Below are 22,196 nucleotides of genomic sequence, written 5' to 3'. Positions count from 1 at the left end.
GCCTGCGGGTACGGGTCGTGAAGACCACGTTTAACCCCGAGTCGTCTCCCCACTTCTCGGGGTTTCTTTTTGCCTGGCGTTTGTCAGTGGTCCGGATGGGCCATGAAGTAGGCGCGGGCGTCGGCGCGGTAGGTATCGCGCATGTCGGGCTCCAGCCAGGCGGCGTACAGCTCCATCAGGCGGTTTTCCCGCAGCTTGAGCAGCGCCTGGTTGATCCGGGCGATGGCCTGGCGTCCCTGGGGGGTATCGGAACAGCCGACATGAATGTCCTGGTACTGCTCGGTGCCCTGGATCGAATAGAAGGCCAGGTCTTGCGGGTCGATCCCTTGTTGTACCGCCTGGTAGCGGATTTCCGGCCAATAGCCCAGCAGTACGTGCAGGCGCCCCAGGCGCTGCATCTGTAGCAGGCTGCCCAGGGCATCATTGCCGTAGTGGGCACTGAGGGCTTGGGTTGGGGCCTGATGCAGCAGGCTGTCGAGTTGCTGGCCATAGCTGCGCTCGGCCACCACCCCCAGCCGTTGCGTGCCGCTGGCCAGCAGCGCCTGCAAGTCGACCTTGCCGTCGTGGATGAACTGCGCCAGCTGCTCGCGTTCGGCGCGGCGTATCGCCAGGCCGTTGCTCAGGACACGCAAGCTGGTGATGGAGTAGGCCACCCATTGCGCCCGCTCCTTGCTCCAGATCAGCGACGGGTCGCAGGTGAAGCTGGGTTCGCGGAGCATCTGCATGCCACGAGCGCGATTGACCCGCACCAATTCGTGCTGGTACTGCGGCAGTTCGGCGATCAGCTGTGGCATGAGCAGGTCGATCACCCCGCGTCCCTTGCTAGCGCCTTCGAAGATGCTCAGGGGTGGCAGGTCGCGCAGCAGCCAGGTCAGCATCTCCCCTGCCTGGCTCGGCAGGCTGGGCAGCCAGAGCAGCAGGGCCGCCAGCGACATCGCCAGCCGCCGGCGGTAACGGGGGCGCTGGCGGTTCAGTTCAGATTGCTCCGCTGCTGCGCAGGTCGCGGATCTGCTCGTCGCTGTAGCCCAGGTTCGCCAGCACCTCGGCAGAGTGTTCGCCCAGTTGCGGCCCGACCCACTCGGCGCTCCCAGGCGTGTGCGAGAGCTTGGGCACGATGCCCGGCATCTTGAAGGGTTTGCCGTCCGGCAATTTGGCCTGGAGGAACATTTCCCGGGCGAGGAATTGCGGGTCCTGGAACATGTCTTCGGCGCTGAAGATGCGACTGGCCGGGACTTCGCCCTGGTTCAATTGTTCCAGCACCTGGTCCAGGGGCAGGGAGGCCACCCAGCGGTCGATCACCCCGTAAAGCTCGTCGCGGCGGTTATCGCGTCCGTCGTTGCTGGCCAGGGACGGGTCGTTGGCCAGGTCGTCGCGGCCGATCAGTTGCATGAAGCGCTTGAAGATCGCATCGCCGTTGGCGCCGATCTGCACATGCTTGCCGTCGGCGCTGGTGTGGATGGAGGAGGGCGTGATGCCGGGCATGATGTTGCCGGTGCGCTCGCGGATGAAACCGAACACGTCGAACTCGGGGACCATGCTCTCCATCATCGCGAAGATCGCTTCGTACAGTGCCACATCCACCACCTGCCCCAGGCCGCCGTTGACTTCCCGGTGACGCAGGGCCATCAGTGCACCGATCACGCCCCACAAGGCCGCAATGGAGTCGCCGATGGAAATTCCGGTGCGTACCGGTGGTCGGTCGTCGAAGCCGGTGATGTAGCGCAAGCCGCCCATGGATTCGCCCACGGCCCCGAAGCCCGGTTGCTCCTTCATCGGCCCGGTCTGGCCGAAGCCCGACAGGCGCACCATCACCAGCTTCGGGTTCAATGCATGCAGCACATCCCAACCCAGGCCGAGTTTCTCCAGCACGCCGGGGCGAAAGTTCTCGATCAGGATGTCAGCCTCGCCCAGCAACTGCTTGAGTACCGCCAGGCCATCGGGATGCTTGAGGTTGAGGGTCAGGGATTTCTTGTTGCGAGCCTGGACGAACCACCACAGCGAGGTGCCCTCATACAGCTTGCGCCACTTGCGCAGCGGATCGCCGCCGTCCGGAGATTCCACCTTGATCACCTCGGCGCCGAATTCGGCGCAGATGCGTGAAGCGAAGGGGCCGGCGATCAGGGTGCCGAGTTCGATCACTTTCAATCCGGCGAGGGGCTTGCTGAGACTGTTCATGAGGCATCCGCAGGGCAGGAAAATCCGCCTAGCCTAGACCATTGATCGGCATTAAGGCAGCGCCAGGGCGCCATCGGCAGGTATTTTTGCTGGCCTCGCGCTCGAACGATTACGCTTCTCATTCGGTCGCCTGCCAGGTCTAATAACGCACTTTTGCCAAACGAGCCTCTGCACGGCGCCGATTTTGGCGTCTGTAAATGTGGCGATTATTTTGAATAATCTTGTTACAAACCCCGGTCAAATAAATTACATGTGATGGATTGTGGATATTACATGTGATGATTTAAGCTCTGCGCCATGGAAAACAAATCCTCAGCCCATTACCAACGTTTATTCCGCCAGCGCCTGCGTGATCAGGGGTTGGTGAAAAAGGAAGTCTGGATACTGCCGGAGAACGCCAAGGCGTTGCTGGCGGTTGAACGCAAACTGCGCCAGCCCTGCGAAGGGCTGGATTGTGTGGAAAAGGATGGAGAAATGAGCATGCCGCAGATCTGGAATGCCCGCTCGCTGTGCCAGGCCCTGGCGGCCACCGAGTTGTTCACTGGTGCCGAAGCCAGCGTTGAACTGCTCGAAGGCGCCGAACCCAGCTTGCACGTGACCATGCGCGAGTACGGCGACCTGCCGTTGTTCGTCGCGCTGTCCGGCGAGCAGATCCTGGTGGAGGCGCTGCTCTGGCCGCAAAGCGAAGTCACGGACGTGGCCGCGTTCAACGAAGAAGTACTGCTCAGCCGGCAGCTGTTCCCGCTGTCGAGCATCGGCTTGGAGACCGGCCTGGACGGTGAGCGCTACTACATGATGTTCGGTGCCCTGAGCGCCACTTCGATCCTTTCCAACGTGCTCTACGAGATCGAAACCCTGGCCGGCAACGTGATCAGGGCCACCGAAGCCTATGAAGGCTACCTGAAGGCTCAGGCCTGACCTGGAGGAGTGCACATGAACGTATGGAGCAAACTGCTCACCGCCCTGCGCGGTGGCGCCAACGAGGCGGGCGAGGCCCTGGTGGACAGCCAGGCACTGAGGATCCTCGATCAGGAGATCCGCGACGCCGACCAGGAATTGCGCAAATCCAAGGAGGCCCTGGCCGAGATCATGGCCCGGCAGAAGCTCGCCGCCGAGCGTGTCGACGGCACGGCCGCCAAGGTCGCCGAATATGAAAGTTATGCGCTGAAGGCCCTGGAAGCCGGCAATGACAACCTGGCCCAGGAAGTGGCGCAGAAGATCGCCAACCTGGAAAACGACCTGGTGCTGGAGCGCGAGCAGGCCGATGGTTTCGCCTCCAGCGTCGCCCAGTTGCGCAAGGCCGTGTCCCAGGCCGAAGGCAACATCAAACATTTGAAACAACAGGTCGATACCGTCAAGGCCACCGAAAGCGTGCAGAAGGCCCAGCAGGCCGTGGCCCAGCGCTACGGTGGCTCGCAGAGCAAGCTGCACACGGCGGTGGAGTCCCTGGAACGCATCAAGCAGAAACAGGCCGAGCGCGCGGCGAAGATGGATGCCGCGGCCGAACTGGCCAGCACCAGTAATCCGGACGATGCCCTGGATGCCAAGTTGCGCGAAGCCGGGATCGTTGCTGGCAGCACCAGCGCCGACAACGTGCTGGCGCGTTTGAAGGACCGTAGCAAGTCCTGATTCACCGTCGTGTGTCAGGGGCAGGGCCGAGGGGCCTTGCCCGGCTTTTTCAGGGATAGGAAAGCAATGGAAATCTTCCTGCAGACAGTCTTGTCGTTCCCCACTGTGCTGTTCAGCTTCATGCTCTGCCTGGCCGTGATCTATTGGGTCGTGGTCGCCATGGGTTTGCTCGAGGTCGAGCTCCTGGATTTCGAGGCCGATTCGCTGCTCGACGGCGCCCACACAACCGAAGGCCTGGCCGGGCTGCTGATCAAGTTCAAGCTCAACGGCGTACCGGTCACCCTGGTGCTGACCCTGCTGATGTTCTTCAGCTGGTTCCTGACTTATTTCACCGAACTCTACGTTTTCAGCCAGCTGCCCCTGGGCTGGCTGCGCTATCCCCTGGGACTGTTGCTGGCGGTGCTTGCACTGTTCCTGGCGGCCCCTCTGAGCGCGGCAATCTGCAGTCCGCTGCGCCCGCTGTTTCTCAAGATGGAAGCCACCAGCAGCAAGTCGGTGCTGGGGCAGACTGCCGTGGTACGCAGCGGCCGGGTCACCCTGGAGCATGGCGAAGCCGTGCTCGAAGACGGTGGCGCGGGGCTGATCCTGCGGGTGCGTGCCGATGAGGCGCGAGCATTCAAACGCGGCGACCGAGTCGTGTTGCTGGAGTATCTGGAGGCGCAACACGCCTATCGGGTCATTACCGAGGACGAGTTTCGCGGCCTCTGAGCCCGGACTCCCTCAGAATCAAAGGAGATTGATTGCATGAATTTACCGTCGCTGCTGCCCATCCTGCTGGGCCTCGGCCTTGTCGTCCTGGTGGTCTTCGGCCTGCTGGCCCTGTTCAAGGCCTTCTACATCAAGGTCCCCCAAGGTACGGCGCTGATCGTCAACGACATGTCCTCTACCCCCAAGGTGCATTTCACTGGCGCCCTGGTGTACCCGGTGATCCACCTCAAGGAGTTCATGCGGATCTCGCTGATCACCCTGGAAGTCGACCGCCGCGCCAAGGACGGGTTGATCTGCCGTGACAACATGCGTGCAGACATCACCGTGGCCTTCTACCTGCGGGTCAACGAGACCCAGGAAGACGTGCTCAAGGTGGCCAAGGCCATCGGTGTCGACCGCGCATCCGACCGTTCGGCGGTCAATGAGCTGTTCAACGCCAAGTTCTCCGAAGCCCTGAAGACCGTCGGCAAACAGTTCGACTTCGTCCAGCTGTTCGAGAATCGCCAGGATTTCCGCGACCGGATCATCGAGACCATCGGCAACGACCTCAACGGTTATGTGCTCGAAGACGTGGCGATCGACTACCTGGAGCAGACGGCCAAGCATTCCCTGGACCCGAGCAACATTCTCGACGCCGAAGGTATCCGCAAGATCACCGAGCTGACTGCGGCGCAGAACGTCATCACCAACGAACTGGAGCGCAACCAGGAACTGGCGATCCAGAAGAAGAACGTCGAGACCCGCGAAGCCTCGCTGTCCCTCGAGCGCCAGCAGGCCGATGCCGAAGCCCGGCAGAAGCGCGAGATCGAGACCATCCGCGCCCGTGAGGAAGCCGAGACCGCCAAGGTCAAGGAAGAGGAGCGCCTGAAGGCCGAGCAAGCGCGCATTCAGTCCCAGCAGGAAATCGACGTGCGCACCGAGAACCATCAGCGCGAAGTCGAAGTGGCCCAGCAGAACCGCCAGCGCGCCGTGGTCATCGAGGTGGAGAAAGTCACCCGTGCCAAGGATCTGGAAGTGGTGGCCCGCGAGCGTGAAGTGGAGCTGCAGCGCATCGAGAAGGAAAAGGCCCTGGAAGAGCAGCGCAAGAACATCGCCACGGTGATCCGCGAGCGGGTAGCGGTAGAGAAGACCGTCGCCCAGGAAGAAGAGCGGATCAAGGAAGTGCGCGAAGTGTCCGAAGCCGAGCGCGCCAAGCAAGTGGTGGTGATCCAGGCCCAGGCCGAAGCCGAGCAGGACCTGGTGCGCCAGGTCAAGCAGGCCGAAGCCGACGAAACCCGTTCCAAGCACAAGGCCGTGGAAATCAACAACCTGGCCCAAGCCGAACTGGAAGCTGCGGCCAAGCAGGCCGAGGCCAAGAAACGCTTGGCCGAAGGCGTGGAAGCCGAGCGTGCGGCACCTGGCCTGGCAGATGCCCGGGTCCTGGAGATCACCGCAGCGGCCCAGGAGAAGGAAGGCCTGGCCCAGGCTCGCGTACGCACCGAGCAGTTGATTGCCGAAGCCCGTGGCGAGCAGGAGAAAGGCCTGGCCGACGCACGCATCATGGAAGCCCAGGCGGCTGCCAAAGAGAAGGACGGCCTGGCTGAAGCCAAGGTCATGGAAGAGAAGCTCGGTGCCCAGGCCCGTGGCGAAGAACAACTGGGTGCGGCCAAGGCCAAGGCCACCAAGGACCTGGGTTCGGCCGAAGCCGAAGTGCTGCTGCAGCGCCTGAACGCCGAGGCCGAAGGCCTGGGCAAGAAGTTTGGCGCCCTGGATGCCCTCAGCGACAGCGCTCGCCAGCACGAAGAGTTCCGCATGCAGCTGGAGAAGAACTTCGAGGAAGCGATGGCCGCCATCGCCGCCAACAAGGAAATCGCCAAGGAGCAGGCCGAAGTGCTGTCCGCAGCCCTCAGCAAGGCCAAGATCGAAATCGTCGGCGGTGAAGGCGACTTCTTCAACTCCTTCGCCAAGTCACTGTCGGTCGGCAAGGCCATCGAAGGCGTGGTGGGCAAGAGCCCGGTGGTCCAGGACGTCCTGGCGCGCCTGCTCAACGGCAAGGGCGTCCCGGCGGTAGCCGCCGAGCTGGCAGCCGCTGCCGTTACGCGCAAGGCCGACGCTCCGTCTGCCGAAGCCTGAAATGCCTGACCACGGCTGATTCGCCAGGCCGCACCTGATTCCGTAGCCGTGGTTTTCATCCACGGCTACGGGGCGGGTGTCGGGCTGCTGGTTCCAGCCTGCTGGTTTCAGGTGCTGGGCTCCAGGTTTGAGGAGCCCGCTTTTTTTGCACACCGCCGTAGATCCAGGAAGGCCACGATGTCGGACGCTCAAGTCGCAACTCCCCCACAGGACGTATTGGACAAGGCTGTCGCCGAAGGCGGCGCCTATGAGGTGCTGCAAAAGCGCCTGCAGGACCAGGGCCTGCGCCTGCGCGCCACTACCGACGATCTCAACCAGCAGCGTCTCGACGAGTTCGGCAACAGCCGCATGGAAGTGGTCGGGCGGGTGCGTATCCGTACCGAGAACAACTGCATTGCCCGGGACATCGTCCAGGTCGGTGATTGCCTGTTGTTCGGCTACAACGTGTTTATCGGCCTGAAGAAGGAAACCAGCGTCGCCGACGTGTTTTCCCTCTACCGGCTGGTGGAAGAGGGCGAAGGCTACGAAGCCGAGCTCGTGCCCCTGGAAGGCAGCTTCCTGGCGGCCCAGGGCTTCCTCAACGATTTCAACGAGCTCTACACCTATTACAAGAACACCCGCCTGCTGCAACTGGCGATCCGTGACGGCAAGCTGCTGGCCAGCTTCCAGATCGGCGAGCGAGTCACCGATGTGCGGGTGTTCCGCTGGTCGATCTCGGCGGACGGCCGGGACGTGCGTTACATCGACAACCGTGGCGAGCGAGATATCGCCTTGCCGGCACCCTTCGATTTCGAATGGAAAAAAGCCACCCGCGAAATGGTGGTCGAAGGCCGCTTTCCGCACCTGAATATCCTCGACACGGTGTTCGTCGAGACCATCGGTGGCGACCTGACCATCAAGGTCGAGAACAATACCGAGTCGGGCCTGGGCATCTACCGCGAAGAGGTGCTCGACAAGACCCAGTCGCTGGACGATTCGCAGATCGAATTCGCCCGCCTGGGCAGCCTGATCCTGCTCAAGGTGCTGCCCTACCGCGAAGAGCAATGGCGTTACCTGGTATTCAACAGCCTGACCCGCCAGGTGGAGCGCATCGATGCCATCGGCCTGGCCTGCGTGCAGCTGCCGGAAGACCACGGGATCATCTTCCCCGGTGGCTACTACCTGCAAAGCGGCGAGTACAAGACCTTCGAGCAATCCATGGAAGGCATGCGCTTCAAGCGTTCGGTGCGCTCGCCCAACGGAGAGGATGTGCAGTACATCTTCTACCACCCGGAGCAGGGTCGTTCGGTGCTGCTGACCTACAACATGATCAGCCGCCAACTGCAGAACCCGCTGTTTGGCCATGGTTATGCGCGCCTGGAAGACGGGCGCATGGTGATCTTCGCCGCCGAGGGCGACGAGCCGACCCGGGTCCACCCGATGCAAGTCTGGCAGACACCGTTCTTCACCGAGGAATACGCCGCGCGGCAACCGGCCCGCAGCGGTTTCCTCGGCCGTATCGGCAATGCCGAGCTGGTGCGCAGTGTTTCCGATCTCTATGACCTGTGTCGCGAGATCGACACCCCGGCCGTCTCGGCCCAGCGCTACTCGCTGCTGTGCCAGAACACCCGCCGGCTGTTCGACGTGTACCACTGGCTGGGCAGTGCCGAGCTTGATGGCCTGACGCCGCTGCTGCGCGAAGTGGCCGCCACCTCGGAACTGGTGCTGGACGAATACGAGAAGGTCGAGAGCATCCGGCTCCAGTCTGGGCAGGCCATGGTGGCCGCCGAGACCAAGCAGAAAACCCTGCTCGACGGCCTGATGATCGATAGCTGGGATCAGGTGCAGAGCTTCGTCGACGCCCTGAACGGCATCACCGCCCAGCGCGGCCTGCTGCTGACCATTCGCGATTATCGCTACATCGACGTGGCCCGCATCGACGCCATGGAGGCGGAGCTGCTCAAGGCCCAGGAGCGTACTGCCGCCGGCACCGCGACCTTCCTGGCCAGCGAGCAGGCCCTGCAGCCATTGGTCACCCAACTGGAAAGCCTCGATGCCCAGGCCCAGAAGGCCGAGACCGTGGCCCAGCTCAGCGAGCCCCTCGCGGCCCTGCAAGCCATGGCTGGCGACCTGGACATGCTGTCCAGCCTGATGGCCTCGTTGCAGATCGACGACGCCACCCAGCGCACCCGGATCATTGAATCCATTTCGCAGATCTATGCCCGCCTGAACCAGGCCAAGGCCCGTGCCGAGCAACAGCGCAAGGGCCTGGGGTCGACCGAGACGGTGGCGCAGTTCGGCGCCCAGTTCAAACTCTTCAGCCAGGGCATCACCAATGCCTTGGCCCAGGCCCAGGACCCCGAGCGCTGCGACGAACAACTGTCGCGGTTGCTGGTGCAGCTGGAGGAACTGGAAAGCCGCTTTGGCGATCACGAACAATTCCTCGGCGACATCCTCGGCAAGCGCGAGGAGTTGCTGGAAACCTTCGAGGCCCACAAGCAGTCGCTGCTCGACGAGCGCCAGCGCAAGGCCCAGGGCCTGCTGGACGCAGCGCGGCGGATTCTCGACAGCCTTGGCCGGCGCACCGCCAAGTTCACCCAGGCCGAGGAGCTCAATGCCTTCTTCGCCGCCGACCCGCTGATCCTCAAGCTGCGGGAGCTGGCCGAGCGCCTGCGCGACCTCAAGGACAGCGTCAAGGCCGACGATGTCGAGTCGCGCCTCAAGGGTGCACGGGACCAGGCCGTGCGTGCCCTGCGGGACAAGACCGAACTGTTCGAAGAGGGTGGCAATGTCATCAAGCTGGGGCCGCGCCACCGCTTCAGCGTCAACACCCAGGAGCTGGACCTGACCCTGATGCCCCGGGGCGACCAGTTGCACCTGCACCTCACCGGCACGGATTTCCTCGAGCCGCTGCAAGACGCCGAACTGGAAGCCCTGCGGGACTTCTGGCAAGTCGCCCTGGAGTCGGAATCACCGCAGCTGTATCGCGCCGAATACCTGGCAGGGCAGGTGCTGGACGCCGCCGATCAGGGGCTGGAAGGCCTGAGCCTGGACAGCCTCAAGCCACTGCTGGCCCATCCCGAGGAGTTGGCCCGGGCCATTCGTGACTTTGCCGCGCCGCGTTACAAGGAAGGTTACGAGAAAGGCATTCACGACCACGATGCGGCGGCGATCCTCCTGCAATTGCTACCTCTGCGCGAGAGTGCCGGGCTGCTGCGCTATGGCGCCGCTGCCCGGGCCTTCGCCGCGTTCTACTGGGACCGCCAGCAAGAGCAGCCGCAATCCCGGCAATGGGTGGAACGCGCGCGGACCAGCCAGCATATCCAGCAACTGTTCGGCCGCCGCGAGGGGCTGGTGCAGTTGCAGGCGGAAATCCTCGAGGCTCTCGAGCACTGGCACCAGCAACAGGCGTTCGGCCTGGCCAGGGAACTGTTGCCGGAGGCGGCCGAGTACCTGGTGCAGGAGTTGGCGGCACAGCGGCTGGAGTTCACGTTCAGCAAGTACGCCAAGCAGTTGCAGGAAGCCCTGACCCTGCGCCTGCAAGGTGCACGGATGTGGGACGACTACCAGCACGCGCTGGCGCAGTTGGCAGAGCGCCCCGGCGCTCAGTGGACGCTGGCCGGCAACTGGCTTGCGGCTTTGTGCGCCGAAGGCGAGTTCGCACCGCTGGCCGGCTACGTGCCCGAAGCGGTGGTGCTGTCGCTGTTGCGCGAGGACTTCGCCAGGCGCCTCACCGAGGTTGACCTGCGGTTCACTGTGGACAATCTGATGGGCGAGCATGTGCGCATCCAGGAGCGCAGCCTGGTGCTGACGGTGGATGGTTTCTTTGCCCGCCTGCGTACCCATCGCGAACAGTTCCTGCCTGGCCTGCAGCGCTACCAGGCGCTGCGCCAGGGCATCATCGGCCGTGAGCGCTCGGCCCTGCGCCTGAGCGAATTCAAGCCGCGGCCGCTGAGCTCGTTCGTGCGCAACAAGCTGATCAACGATGTGTACCTGGGTTTTATCGGCGACAACCTGGCCAAGCAGATGGGCACCGTGGGCGAGAACAAGCGCACCGACCTGATGGGCCTGCTGATGCTGATTTCGCCACCCGGCTACGGCAAGACCACCCTGATGGAATACGTGGCGCACCGCCTGGGCCTGATCTTCATGAAGATCAATGGCCCGGCGCTGGGCCACCAGGTCCGCTCCCTGGACCCCGACCAGGCGCCGGACGCCACGTCGCGCCAGGAGCTGGAGAAGCTCAACCTGGCCCTGGAGATGGGCAATAACGTGATGCTGTATGTCGACGACATCCAGCACACCCATCCCGAGTTCCTGCAGAAGTTCATCTCGCTGTGCGACGGTACCCGGCGCATCGAAGGCGTGTGGAAGGGCGGCACCAAGACGTACGACATGCGCGGCAAGAAGTTCTGCGTGGTGATGTCGGGCAACCCGTACACCGAATCCGGCGAGGTGTTCAAGATCCCCGACATGCTGGCCAACCGAGCAGACATCTACAACCTGGGCGACACCCTGGGCGGCATGCAGGAAGCCTTCTCCCTGAGCTACATCGAGAACGGCCTGACCTCCAACCCGGTGCTGGCGCCGCTGGCCACTCGCGACATGGCCGACGTCTACCGCTTTGTGGCCAAGGCCGAAGGCAAGGCGTTCTCCAGCAACGAGCTGAGCCACAGCTACAGCGGAGCCGAGATCAACGAGATCACCACCACCCTGCAACGCCTGATGCAGGTGCGCGATGTGGTCCTGCGGGTCAACCAGCAGTACATCGCCAGTGCCGCCCAGGCCGACCAGTACCGCAGCGAGCCGCCGTTCAAGCTCCAGGGCAGCTATCGCAACATGAACAAGATGGCGGAGAAGATCTCGGCGGTGATGAACGACGGCGAGCTTCTGCAGCTGATCGCCGACCACTACCAGGGCGAATCCCAGTTGCTGACTACCGGCGCCGAGGAAAACCTGCTCAAGCTCGCCGAGCTGCGCGGTAACCAGTCACCCGAGCAGGGCCAGCGCTGGGCGCAGATCAAGCGCGACTTTGTGCGCAACCGCTCCATGGGCGGTAGCGACAGCGATGTCGGCACCCGGGTGGTGGCCCAGCTCAACGATCTGGTGGAAGGGGTTCGTGGCCTGGCTTGGCCAGCAGAACCGCAGGGCGTGCGCGAGGTGCTGGAAAGTCTGTCCGAGCAATTGGAGAACAGCTTCCTGCCACTGATCCAGGTGATGCACAAGAAGATCGATGTCGACCTGCACAGCCACCAGCGCATCGGCGATATCGCCAAGCGCCTCGATGAACTGAGCCAGATGCTCAGTAACGGTGAAGTGCCGACTCTCAAGGACTCTCAATCGTAGGCGCCGGCTTGCCGGCGAACACTCAAGGATCACGACATGGATTTTGCCAACCTGGACCGGCAACTGCGCGACAGCCTGCTGGACCTGAAACTGAGCAATGATGAACGCGACGAGCTGCGCCAGCTGGGCAGCGAACTCAGCGCCGACCAGGTGCGCTATCTGCGCAACCGGGCCTTTGACCTGGTGCGCGAATTGAGCCTGGCCGACAGCAGCAATGTGCTGCCGGCGTTGAAGTGGCTGGAGCAGGTGGTCAAGACCCTGGACACCTGCGCCGCGCCGGTGCGGGACATGGCCAGTGCCCACTTCAGCCCCGGAGAGGATTGCCGGCGCAAGATCCGCGACCTGTGTCGCCAGGCCCGCAGTTCGGTGGATATCTGCGTGTTCACCATTTCCGATGATCAGCTGAGCGACGAAATCCGCGCCTGCCATCAGCGGGGGGTGGCGGTGCGGGTGATCAGCGACAGTGAAAAGCAGTACGACGTCGGCAGCGATATCGCCGCGCTGCGCGATGCAGGCGTGCCGGTGCGGATCGACGACACGCCGTTCCACATGCACCACAAGTTCGCCGTGTTCGATGGACGGACCCTGCTCAACGGCAGTTTCAACTGGACCCGCAGCGCCACCACCGGCAATGAAGAAAACCTGCTGGTGATCGACCACCCGCAACTGGTGGCCAGCTATCTCAAGGAGTTCAACGAGCTCTGGAGCCGCTACGCGCCGGGTCAAGGCGTGTAGCGGCGGGACTGCGCGGGGCTTCAGGCAGCGCTCGGATACCCCCAGGCGCTTTCTGCGGCCAGGCTGTCGATCAGCTTCTGGCGCAATCCCTGGGCTTTTTCCGGGGCACTCTGGCTCAGGGTTTCCAGGGCCAGGTGCAGCTGCTGCACCGGGTTTTCGCCGATGAACAGGTTGCGCAGCTCCAGGCCGGCAATCGCCTCTTCGAAACGCTGCTGGCGGATATGGTTCAGCACCATGGCCTGGCTCAACTGGCTGGCATGGGCCGCCTGCTGCTCCAGGCGGTTCTTGAGTTCGCAGGCTTTCGCCTGGTCGTCGATGTAGACGTAGCTCAGCGCCAGCTGTTCCAGGAAGAAGGACTTTTCCACAGGCTCCAGCGTCGCATTCTGACTGGCATCGTCGAGCGCTTGCACGGCCTGGTCCAGCAGTTCGCCGGCTTGGCGGGTCTGTTCCAGGTCGTGTAGCAGCTTGGCCTGCAAGGCCAGTTTCATCGGGCGATCGGTGTATTCGAGCTGCGAGTTGAGGTGCGCGATTTCCTCCAGGTGGTTGCGGATCAGCCAGCTGTCACGGCGCAGGCGCGGCAGGTCGGCTTGTACTCGCAGTTGGGTTTCCAGGATCAGCAGGCGCAACCATGGCCATTGCTCATCGTCCCGCAAGGTTTCCAGAGCCTGCAAGGCCTGCTCCAGCAGGTGGGCGCACCACTGCGGGTGTTCCTCGACGTAGGTGCCCCACAGGCAGACCAGGCACCAGAGGCGCTGCGGGGACGAGACCGCGCAGGCCTGCAAGGCCGCCTCCGCTTCGGCCATCTCATTGCGCGCAACATGCCAATTCAACAGGCTCAACAGCAGATCGCTGGCGTGGTTTTCCGGCACCAGGGCGATCAGTCGTCGAGCCAGGTCCGGGCGGTTGGCGTCCAGTATCAGTCCGAGCAACGGTGGGTGGCTGAAGTAGTCGTCGGGCTCTGGGTTCTGCGCCAGGAGTTCGAACCCCGTCTCGAATTCCCCGGTTTGCATCAGCAGGTTCACGACGATGAGGTGCGCCGACGGGGGCAATTGCGCGGCCATGGCCGGGAACTGCGCATCCTGCCCCTGGGCACGGTACTCGCGCAGGGTCTGTTCCACTTCATGCAGGTCCAGTTCGTTGGCTGGCTGCTTGAGCAGCAGTTGCCAGGCCAGGCCGATGCTGATGGCGGCTTGGTCGGCCAGGCCCAGGCTGCGTTGCAGGGTAGCCAACTGTCGGTGCTCGCCGGGGGAGTCCTGGCTCAACTGGCCGACGCCGAAGGTCACCAGCAGGGCGCGGGCCTGCTCGTGTTCACCACTGGCCACCAGCAGCGGGATGCGCAGCATCGGCGCTGATGGCAGGGGTTGATGCAGGCGCTCCAGCAGGCTCAGCACAGCCTGCGGACCGTCCTGGTCGAGCAAGGTTTCGAACAGTTGGTTCAATGCCATGGGCTGGTAGGTTTCATCGAGCTCGGCCAGGACTTCCAGGGCCTGTTCCTGGTCGCCTTGGCGGTACAGCGCCGCGGGCATCTGCATCAGCCCCAGTTGCCGGGCCTTGCCTGTCAGGCGCTGGGCCAGTTGCAAGCCCACTTGCGGTTCGATGGCGCTCAGGTGCGCGGCGCGATTGATCTGCGCGGCCTCGTCCAGGGTAATGCCCAGGTCATTGCCGGTGCTGCTCTTGTGGGCATAGACCACCAGCAGCGAGATCACGCCGGTAATGATCAGCAGGATGATAAGCACTTCCATGATTCGGTTTCCTAGGGGGCGGGTCAGGTGCCGTTGCGCGCCCCGTCAAGGGCGCGCAACCGGCTGGTCAGTTGCTCTGGGAGGTGCGCCAGAGCTGTCCGTTGGCGAGCCGCTCCATCAGTTGCTGTTTCAGTTCGCCGGCACGCTCGGGGGCACGCTGCTGCATGTCCTCCAGGGCGTGATAGAGCAGCGACAGAGGCTTCTTGTCACTGAGCAGGAGGCCCAGGTTCAGGGCTTCTATGGCCTGGGTGTAACGCTGGTGTTGGATGTGGTTGAGCACCAGTTCTTCTTCCAGGGTGCAACAGCCCGCCTCTTCGGCGTTGAGTCGATCCTGCAGGGCCTGGGCCTGTTGCACCTCGTCGATGCTCAGGTAGGCGCTGGCGATGTCTTCCAGGTAGAACCGGGCGTCCATCTCGTCCACATCCTCCAGCGGCTCGCCATCGAGTAGCTTCACGGCCTGCTCCAGCAGGGTCCTGGCCTGGGCGGTCTGGTCCAGGGCATGCAGCAGCTTGGCCTGCTCGCACAGGTGCAGCAATTGCTCGTCCCCCGGCATCTGCTGGCGCAGGCTGTGCATTTCCTCGATGCTGCTGCGCACCAGCCAGCTGTCCCGGCGATGGGCCGGCAAGTGGCTTTGCATCAGCAGCTGGGTTTGCAGGGCCTGCATGCGCAAGCTGTTCCAGAACTCGTGGTCATTCTTGTAGCCGTCGATCAGTTGCAGGGCCTGGGCCAGCAGGGCTGTGGTCCATTGCGGCTGCGCCTGGTGCAACTCATCGCAGAGGTTGAGCATCAGCCCCGGACGCTGCGACTCGTGGCTGGCTCGCGCCTGCAGCAGGGCCTCGGCTTCGGCGGTCTGGCCTTGGGCTGCCATGTGGGTCAACAGCTGCAGCAGCAGGCTGTGCTGGTGCATCTCGGGGGTCAGGTCCAGCAGGCGCAGGGCGGTTTCGGTTGGCTGGCGTTTCAGGGCCGAGTCCATCAGGTCGCTGTAGGTCGAGGAGTAGAGGGTGCCGTTGTCGGCGAGCAAGGTGAAGGCCGGCTCCACCAGGCCGGCATCGAACAGGGCGATCAGCGCCTGGACCTGCTCCTCGGCCGGCAGTTCGGCCGTCCGCGCCAGAATCAGCTCGGCATGCCCCTGGGCCGCAAACCCGTCGAACAGCTTGCGCAGTACCGTTTTATAGCGCTCCTGTCCGGGTTGCTGGAAGCTGGCCCAGGCCTGTTCGAGGCTGATCAGCGCCGCCTCTCTAAGGCCAGCCTGAAATTGCAGGCGCGACAGCGTGAGGATATTGCCGATGCTCTGGCGTTCGTGGGCCACCGGATTTCGTGCGTCGCCCAGCTCGCCGAGCAAGGCCAGTGCCCGCTCCTGATCACCGCGCGCCTGGAGGATGGGCACCTGCAGCAGCGGCCAGCTGGGCAGGGATTCGCCCCAGCTGTCCAGAAGCTCCAGGCAGGCCTGGGTATCGTTGGTGTCGAGCAGCGTTTCGATCAGGGTGTTGAGCACGTATTCCCGGGCGTGAGGCGGCAATTGCTGGTAGATGGCTGCTGCCTGGGCCTTGTGCCCGGCCACGTAGAGTTCGCTGGAGACCATTTGCAGGGCCAGTTGCTGGGCTTCACCCTCCGGCAGTTGCTGTGCCAGGTGCAGGGCCAGCAGCGGCTCGGCCTTGCTCAGCAGCAGGGTCTGGTTGATCTGGGCGGTGAGGTTGCCGGTCAGTTCCAGGTACTCGTTCTGATCAGTGGTTTTCTGACGCAAGTACAGAATCAGTGCGATGAACAGCAGCACGATGACAAGCAGAGTGACAAAGAGGGTCATGGACGTCCTTTTCTATTGCACTACGGCTCTGGTGCGGTGCGCGCCGGCCGGTTTGCGCGGGGGTTATAAAGCCATGGCTACAGGCTGGCAACCGACTTTACCCAGGCAATGCGTTTCAGCCGATGTCATCCAGGGGAGTGCCGGCCCGGTCAGCGGTCGGGCAGGGCGGCGGGTTTCGGGTTAGACTTGCCGCCTTTTCGCACACTCAAGAAGCCCGCACATGGCCCAGCCGTCCACCACCTACAAATTCGAACTGAACCTGACCGACCTCGATCGCGGGGTCTACGAAAGCGTCAAGCAGACCATCGCCCGCCACCCTTCGGAAACCGAAGAGCGCATGACCGTGCGGCTGCTGGCCTACGCCTTCTGGTACAACGAGCACCTGTCGTTCGGTCGGGGTCTGTCGGATGTGGATGAACCGGCCCTGTGGGAAAAGAGCCTGGATGATCGCGTGCTGCACTGGATCGAAGTCGGCCAGCCGGATGCCGATCGCCTGACCTGGTGCTCGCGTCGTACCGAGCGCACCAGCCTGTTGGCCTACGGCAGCCTGCGTGTGTGGCAGACCCGGGTGGTGGACGCGGTCAAGAACCTGAAGAATCTCAACATCGCCGGTGTGCCCCAGGACGTGCTCGAGATCCTGGCCAAGGACATGCCGCGCGTCATCAAGTGGGACGTGATGATCAGCGAAGGCACGATCTTCGTCACCGACGATCGCGGCCAGCACGAAGTCCAGCTCGAATGGCTGCTGGGCGAGCGCGGCTGACCGCGCGCTCCCCGATCGATCCACCGTCCTCCAAGAGAAGTTGCTGTTAGCCCATGCGTATCGAACCCCGTGAGTTGCCCGCCGTCCTGCCCTTTCTCGGCGACCTGCCGCCGCTGTTGACCCGCCTCTATGCCGCTCGTGGCGTGCAAACGGTGGAGGAACTGGACAAGAGCCTGGCGCGGCTGATTCCGTTCCAGCAGCTCAAGGGCATCGATGCTGCGGTCGACCTGCTGGTAACCGCCCTGGACCAGCGCCAGCGCATCCTCATCGTCGGTGACTTCGATGCCGACGGCGCCACTGCCAGCACCGTCGGGCTGCTGGGCCTGCGCCTGCTGGGGGCGGCCCATGTCGATTACCTGGTGCCCAACCGCTTCGAGTACGGCTATGGTCTGACCCCGGAAATTGTCGCGGTGGCCTTGCAGCGCGAGCCACAGTTGCTGATTACCGTGGACAACGGCATTTCCAGTGTCGACGGCGTGGCGGCGGCCAAGGCCGCCGGGCTCAAGGTGCTGGTCACCGACCACCACTTGCCAGGCCACGAGTTGCCGGCGGCGGACGCCATCGTCAACCCCAACCAGCCGGGTTGCGAGTTCCCCAGCAAGGCCCTGGCCGGGGTCGGGGTGATCTTCTATGTGCTCATGGCCTTGCGCGCACGCCTGCGCAGCCTGGGACGCTACGAGAGCCGGCCGCAACCCAATATCGGCGAGCTGCTGGACCTCGTGGCCCTGGGCAGCGTGGCGGACGTGGTGCCACTGGATGCCAACAACCGCATCCTGGTGTACCAGGGCCTGGAGCGGATTCGTGCCGGCCGGGCGCGGCCGGGGCTCAAGGCGATTCTCGAAGTGGCCAAGCGCGACCACTCGCGCATCACCTCCACCGACCTGGGGTTCATTCTTGGCCCACGCCTGAACGCCGCCGGACGCCTGGATGACATGAGCCTGGGCATCGAGTGCCTGCTCAGCGACGACACCGGCGCGGCCCGGGCCATGGCCGCCCAGCTCGATGAGCTGAATCAGGATCGCAAGTCCATCGAGCAGGGCATGCAGCGCGAGGCCTTGGCCCAGCTCAAGGAACTGCCGGTGGAGTCGATGCCGTTCGGCCTGTGCCTGTTCGATGCCGACTGGCACCAGGGGGTGATCGGGATCCTCGCCTCGCGCCTGAAAGAGCGTTACCACCGGCCTACCATCGCCTTTGCCGATGCGGGCGACGGCATGCTCAAGGGCTCGGCGCGTTCAGTACCGGGCTTTCATATCCGCGATGCGCTGGATGCGGTAGCCGCCCGGCATCCGCAACTGATCAGCAAGTTCGGCGGTCACGCCATGGCGGCCGGCCTGTCTCTGCCGGAGCAGAATTTCCCGGCTTTCGCCGAAGCCTTCGACGACGAAGTGCGGCGCCAGCTCAACGAGGAAGACCTGACCGGGCGCCTGTTGTCGGACGGCACCCTCGCGGTGGAAGAATTCCACCTGGAGCTGGCTCGTGCCCTGCGCAATGCCGGCCCCTGGGGCCAGCACTTCCCCGAGCCGATGTTCCACGGCGTGTTCGAACTGGTGGAGCAGCGCATCGTTGGCGAGCGTCACCTCAAGGTGGTGCTGCGCAGCGAATGCGGGTCGCTGAAGGTGGACGGCATCGCCTTCGGCATTGACCGCGAAGTCTGGCCCAACCCGACCATTCGCTGGGTGGAACTGGCCTACAAGCTCGATCTCAACGAGTTCCGCGGCCAGGAAACCGTGCAATTGATGATCGCCCACATCGAGCCCCGCTGACGCACCCTGTAGCCGCTGCCGAGCCTGCGAGACTGCGACCGGTCGCGCAGCGGCCGCAGATAGCCCGCTGCACGGTCATGCATAGCCTGCAGCAGCGGCGACATGGAGTACTGCGTGGGGTTTTTGCTCGGCTAGCGATCAGGAACCCTGCTTCGGCCAATGTTGTCGACTAGTCTGTTAGGACTGTCTGATTGGCCTTGTGACCTTTTGTCCTTTTCTCTTCCCGCGGGGGCGGGCGCTTCATTTCGCAGTCACTCGTCGACCGTTCAAACAGATCCCTGGAGCCTGACCATTGACCGAGAGGTGCCCCATGAGTCTGCTGCTTGAACCCTATACCCTTCGTCAACTGACCCTGATCAACCGCATCGCCGTGTCGCCCATGTGCCAGTACTCGTCGGTGGACGGGCTGGCCAATGACTGGCACCTGGTCCACCTGGGTAGCCGGGCCGTGGGCGGCGCCGGGTTGATCTTCACCGAGGCCACGGCCGTCACGGCCGATGGCCGGATCACCGCCCAGGACCTGGGGCTGTGGAACGATGACCAGATCGAACCCTTGCGCCGCATCACCCGTTTCATCAATGCCCAGGGGGCGGTTGCCGGCATCCAGTTGGCTCACGCCGGGCGCAAGGCCAGTACCCACCGGCCCTGGCTCGGCAAATCCGGTAGCGTCAAGCCCGAGGAGGGCGGTTGGGTCCCCGTAGGCCCATCGCGAATTGCCTTCGATCCGCAGCACACCCCACCCACCCAACTGGACGAGCAGCAGATCGGGGAAGTGATCCAGGCCTTCGTCGCTGCCGCCAAGCGTGCCCTGGAGGCCGGTTTCAAGGTGGTGGAAGTGCATGCGGCCCATGGTTACCTGCTGCACCAGTTCCTTTCACCACTGAGCAACCAGCGCCAGGACCACTACGGTGGTTCGTTCGAGAATCGTATCCGCCTGGTGCTGCAGGTGACCGAGGCGGTGCGGCAGGTTTGGCCCGAGGAGCTGCCTCTGTTCGTGCGGGTCTCGGCCACCGACTGGGTGGAGGACGGCTGGAATCCGGACGAGACCGTGGAGCTGGCCAGGCGCCTCAAGGATCAGGGCGTGGACCTGATCGACGTGTCGTCCGGCGGCACTGCGGCCAACGCCGAGATCCCCACCGGGCCCGGCTATCAGACGCGCTTCGCCGAACGGGTGCGCAAGGAGTCGGGGATCGCCACCGGCACGGTGGGCATGATTACCGAGCCGGCCCAGGCCGAGCACATCCTGCGCACCTGCCAGGCGGACATCATCCTGCTGGCCCGGGAGTTGCTGCGCGATCCCTACTGGCCGCTGCATGCCGATGACGACCTGGGCGGGCGCAAGGCCACCTGGCCAGCGCAGTACCAGCGAGCAACCCACAGGGATCAGCCGATCCACGAGTCTGACCTGCGCGATTAGCGACTGGGGATAAAAAACGCCGCTTTATCTCAAGATAAAGCGGCGTTTTTTTGCATCTTAAGTGGCGAGGGAGCTTGCTCCCGCTCGGTCGCGCAGCGGCCGTAAAACCTGAGTGCGGGGCTTGCGCCTGGAATCTGGTGGTGGCGGCCATTGGGGGCGACTAGTCGCCCCAGCGGGAGCAAGCTCCCTCGCCACGATCAGCGACTGGCTCTCGCAGCGTTGAGTCAAGGGTACTTGCGTTGCTCCGGGGCCGGCGGGAAGTACTGGTACAGCCAGGTCTCGCTCAGGGTGCGGTCGTTGGAGCGGATGAACAACCGCAGCTCTACCGGGTCTACGCTGTCGTTGGTGGGGTACCAGTCGAAGAGAATGCGATAGCCCTTGATCTCGTCCAGCACCAGCACGCTGAAATCCTTGACCTGGCCGTTGGACGCAGTGACCACCGGCTCGATGCCGGTGCCCGCTGGCAGGCGGTCGAGGCCCCCACCGGTGAAGTCCACCGCAAAGCGCCGCGCCCAGACGGGCGGGTAGTGCTCGCCCGGGGCCCAGCCCTCGACGAAACCGCCCATGCCCGAACGGGTGGCATGGACCCGGGCCAGGGGCGTACCCACCGGTGGCAGGGCGCTCCAGTAGAGCTTGTAGCCGTAGTTCAGCGAGTCGCCGGCGGCCACCGGTTTCTTCGGTGTCCAGAAGGCCACGATGTTGTCCATGGTTTCGCCGGTGGTGGGGATCTCCAGCAGGTCGACGCTGCCTTCGCCCCAGGCGGTGGTGGGCTCGACCCACAGGCTCGGGCGACGGCTGTACCAGTCCACGGTGTCCTGGTAGCTGGCGAACTCGTGGTCGGTCTGTACCAGGCCAAAGCCTTTCGGATCCTTGTCGGCGAAGGCGTTGAATTGCAGGGTGGCCGGGTTGTTCAGCGGGCGGCAGATCCACTCGCCGTTGCCGCGCCACATGGCCAGGCGGTCGGAGTCGTGGATCTGCGGGTGGATGGTGTCGCACATGCGTCGCTCGTGGGTGCCGCAACTGAACATGCTGGTCATCGGCGCAATGCCCAGTTGCTCGATGGCGGTCCGGGCGTTGATGTGGGCATCGACTTCCATCACCACGCGCTCGGCCTGGCAGTCGATGTCGAAGCGGTAGGCGCCGGTGGCGCTCGGCGAGTCCAGCAGTGCATAGACCACGAAACGGGTGTTGTCCTTGCCTGGCGTCTCGAACCAGAACTGGGTGAAGTCGGGGAATTCCTCGCGATGCTTGGCGTAGGTATCGATGGCCAGGCCCCGGGCCGAAAGGCCGTACTGGCCGGTGGCGTCCACCGCGCGGAAGTAGCTGGCGCCAAGGAAGGACACCACGTCGTGCTTGTCCAGCTCCGGCGCCTTGAACAGCTTGAAGCCGGCGAAACCCAGGTCACCCTTGAGCTGCGAGGTATCGACGCGGGTGTTCTGGTAGTTGAACAGCGGCGGGCGGAAATGCACCTCCCGCGACAGGCGGGTCTTGGGGTCGACGCTGTGCATGCGCACCGGCTGGCGAAAGCCCATGCCGACATGGAAGAACTGCACATCCAGCTGGCCGTTGAGCTCATTCCACAGCGAGTGCCTGGCGTCGTACTGGATGGCGTTGAAGTCCTGCGGGGTCATCTGCGCCAAGGTCGGCGGCAGCACCTGCTTGGTGTCCACGTACTGCTTGGCGGCCAGTTGCCTGGCCTGGGCCTTGAGGCGCTCGAAGTCGAATGCCTGTGCCTCGCCATCGGCGGCGCCAGTGCCGGCCCAGGCCCGGGTGGCCAGCAGGCCGCTGGCCGACAGGCCGGTATAGGCCGCCAGGGCCATGGACGCTTTGAGGAGATTCCTACGATGCATGGTTAAGCCTTGTACAGGGAAAGATCCGCAGCCGTTCCTGGCTGCTCGGGGGATCGCGTGGATGAGGTCCGGCCATGCCGTTGGCCGAACCCGTCTGACCTTCAACAGATGCCGCGTAGAATAATCGGTTCGCCTGGGGCAGAAAAATGATTAGCTTGTGTCCATAGGTAACC

At 63.9% G+C, this 22,196-nt stretch carries 14 protein-coding genes; 9 read left to right on the top strand and 5 right to left on the bottom strand.

Annotation, left to right across the window (positions count from 1 at the left end; genetic code table 11):
• Nucleotides 1-83: 83 nt before the first annotated feature.
• On the bottom strand, nt 84-935 hold the full coding sequence (locus tag LGQ10_RS13580; protein WP_226525846.1) for a TIGR02285 family protein: 852 nt from the start codon (nt 933-935) through the stop codon (nt 84-86).
• Nucleotides 936-975: 40 nt separating this feature from the next.
• Nucleotides 976-2,175: a CaiB/BaiF CoA transferase family protein gene (locus LGQ10_RS13575; protein WP_226525845.1), complete on the bottom strand. Its 1,200-nt coding sequence runs from the start codon at nt 2,173-2,175 to the stop codon at nt 976-978.
• A gap of 297 nt (nt 2,176-2,472) precedes the next feature.
• Between LGQ10_RS13575 and LGQ10_RS13570 the strand changes: the two genes are divergently transcribed.
• From LGQ10_RS13570 to LGQ10_RS13545, 6 genes are all read left to right on the top strand, one after another.
• Nucleotides 2,473-3,093 carry a YjfI family protein gene (locus LGQ10_RS13570; RefSeq protein WP_058435011.1) on the top strand — a complete coding sequence of 207 codons (621 nt, stop codon included), beginning with the start codon at nt 2,473-2,475 and terminating at the stop codon, nt 3,091-3,093.
• 15 nt (nt 3,094-3,108) lie between these two features.
• Complete coding sequence (locus LGQ10_RS13565) at nt 3,109-3,804, top strand: PspA/IM30 family protein (RefSeq protein WP_058435010.1); 696 nt, start codon at nt 3,109-3,111, stop codon at nt 3,802-3,804.
• A gap of 66 nt (nt 3,805-3,870) precedes the next feature.
• Entirely contained in the window at nt 3,871-4,512 is a 642-nt protein-coding gene (locus LGQ10_RS13560) for an OB-fold-containig protein (RefSeq protein WP_058435009.1), read from the top strand.
• 36 nt (nt 4,513-4,548) lie between these two features.
• Nucleotides 4,549-6,624 (top strand): flotillin family protein, encoded by a 2,076-nt coding sequence (locus tag LGQ10_RS13555; protein WP_226525844.1) that lies wholly within the window; start codon nt 4,549-4,551, stop codon nt 6,622-6,624.
• 177 nt (nt 6,625-6,801) lie between these two features.
• On the top strand, nt 6,802-11,949 hold the full coding sequence (locus LGQ10_RS13550; RefSeq protein ID WP_226525843.1) for a DNA repair ATPase: 5,148 nt from the start codon (nt 6,802-6,804) through the stop codon (nt 11,947-11,949).
• 36 nt (nt 11,950-11,985) lie between these two features.
• Nucleotides 11,986-12,684: a phospholipase D-like domain-containing protein gene (locus tag LGQ10_RS13545; RefSeq protein WP_226525842.1), complete on the top strand. Its 699-nt coding sequence runs from the start codon at nt 11,986-11,988 to the stop codon at nt 12,682-12,684.
• A gap of 20 nt (nt 12,685-12,704) precedes the next feature.
• On the opposite strand, the gene LGQ10_RS13540 is transcribed toward LGQ10_RS13545, so the two are convergent.
• Nucleotides 12,705-14,426, bottom strand: coding sequence for a hypothetical protein (locus LGQ10_RS13540; protein WP_226525841.1), 1,722 nt, complete (start codon nt 14,424-14,426; stop codon nt 12,705-12,707).
• A gap of 67 nt (nt 14,427-14,493) precedes the next feature.
• Nucleotides 14,494-16,230, bottom strand: a complete 1,737-nt coding sequence (locus tag LGQ10_RS13535; RefSeq protein ID WP_226525840.1) for a hypothetical protein — start codon at nt 16,228-16,230, stop codon at nt 14,494-14,496.
• Nucleotides 16,231-16,450: 220 nt separating this feature from the next.
• Here LGQ10_RS13535 and LGQ10_RS13530 point away from each other — a divergent pair, with 220 nt between their 5' ends.
• The 3 genes from LGQ10_RS13530 (at nt 16,451) to LGQ10_RS13520 (ending at nt 20,173) form a co-directional block, all read left to right on the top strand.
• Nucleotides 16,451-16,993 carry a YaeQ family protein gene (locus LGQ10_RS13530; RefSeq protein WP_226525839.1) on the top strand — a complete coding sequence of 181 codons (543 nt, stop codon included), beginning with the start codon at nt 16,451-16,453 and terminating at the stop codon, nt 16,991-16,993.
• A 53-nt stretch (nt 16,994-17,046) separates the two neighbouring features.
• The gene (gene recJ, locus LGQ10_RS13525; protein ID WP_226525838.1) at nt 17,047-18,756 is read left to right on the top strand and encodes a single-stranded-DNA-specific exonuclease RecJ; all 1,710 of its coding nucleotides are present in this window, start codon (nt 17,047-17,049) and stop codon (nt 18,754-18,756) included.
• A 310-nt stretch (nt 18,757-19,066) separates the two neighbouring features.
• Nucleotides 19,067-20,173, top strand: coding sequence for an NADH:flavin oxidoreductase/NADH oxidase (locus LGQ10_RS13520; protein ID WP_226525837.1), 1,107 nt, complete (start codon nt 19,067-19,069; stop codon nt 20,171-20,173).
• Between the two features lie 224 nt (nt 20,174-20,397).
• Here LGQ10_RS13520 and LGQ10_RS13515 read toward each other — a convergent pair whose 3' ends face one another.
• Entirely contained in the window at nt 20,398-22,023 is a 1,626-nt protein-coding gene (locus tag LGQ10_RS13515) for a glucan biosynthesis protein D (protein ID WP_226525836.1), read from the bottom strand.
• Between the last annotated feature and the right edge of the window lie 173 nt (nt 22,024-22,196).

Source organism: Pseudomonas sp. L5B5 (genome assembly GCF_020520285.1).
Classification (GTDB): Bacteria; Pseudomonadota; Gammaproteobacteria; order Pseudomonadales; family Pseudomonadaceae; genus Aquipseudomonas.
Note: the sequence above shows the minus strand (reverse complement) of the source record. Positions and strands in the feature narration are given on the sequence as shown.

What these genes read in the sequence shown, in the direction of transcription:
- LGQ10_RS13580 (WP_226525846.1), bottom strand. Translation starts at nt 935, where the DNA reads ATGTCGCTGGCGGCCCTGCTGCTCTGGCTGCCCAGCCTGCCGAGCCAG.
- LGQ10_RS13575 (WP_226525845.1), bottom strand. Translation starts at nt 2,175, where the DNA reads ATGAACAGTCTCAGCAAGCCCCTCGCCGGATTGAAAGTGATCGAACTC.
- LGQ10_RS13570 (WP_058435011.1), top strand. Translation starts at nt 2,473, where the DNA reads ATGGAAAACAAATCCTCAGCCCATTACCAACGTTTATTCCGCCAGCGC.
- LGQ10_RS13565 (WP_058435010.1), top strand. Translation starts at nt 3,109, where the DNA reads ATGAACGTATGGAGCAAACTGCTCACCGCCCTGCGCGGTGGCGCCAAC.
- LGQ10_RS13560 (WP_058435009.1), top strand. Translation starts at nt 3,871, where the DNA reads ATGGAAATCTTCCTGCAGACAGTCTTGTCGTTCCCCACTGTGCTGTTC.
- LGQ10_RS13555 (WP_226525844.1), top strand. Translation starts at nt 4,549, where the DNA reads ATGAATTTACCGTCGCTGCTGCCCATCCTGCTGGGCCTCGGCCTTGTC.
- LGQ10_RS13550 (WP_226525843.1), top strand. Translation starts at nt 6,802, where the DNA reads ATGTCGGACGCTCAAGTCGCAACTCCCCCACAGGACGTATTGGACAAG.
- LGQ10_RS13545 (WP_226525842.1), top strand. Translation starts at nt 11,986, where the DNA reads ATGGATTTTGCCAACCTGGACCGGCAACTGCGCGACAGCCTGCTGGAC.
- LGQ10_RS13540 (WP_226525841.1), bottom strand. Translation starts at nt 14,426, where the DNA reads ATGGAAGTGCTTATCATCCTGCTGATCATTACCGGCGTGATCTCGCTG.
- LGQ10_RS13535 (WP_226525840.1), bottom strand. Translation starts at nt 16,230, where the DNA reads ATGACCCTCTTTGTCACTCTGCTTGTCATCGTGCTGCTGTTCATCGCA.
- LGQ10_RS13530 (WP_226525839.1), top strand. Translation starts at nt 16,451, where the DNA reads ATGGCCCAGCCGTCCACCACCTACAAATTCGAACTGAACCTGACCGAC.
- recJ (WP_226525838.1), top strand. Translation starts at nt 17,047, where the DNA reads ATGCGTATCGAACCCCGTGAGTTGCCCGCCGTCCTGCCCTTTCTCGGC.
- LGQ10_RS13520 (WP_226525837.1), top strand. Translation starts at nt 19,067, where the DNA reads ATGAGTCTGCTGCTTGAACCCTATACCCTTCGTCAACTGACCCTGATC.
- LGQ10_RS13515 (WP_226525836.1), bottom strand. Translation starts at nt 22,023, where the DNA reads ATGCATCGTAGGAATCTCCTCAAAGCGTCCATGGCCCTGGCGGCCTAT.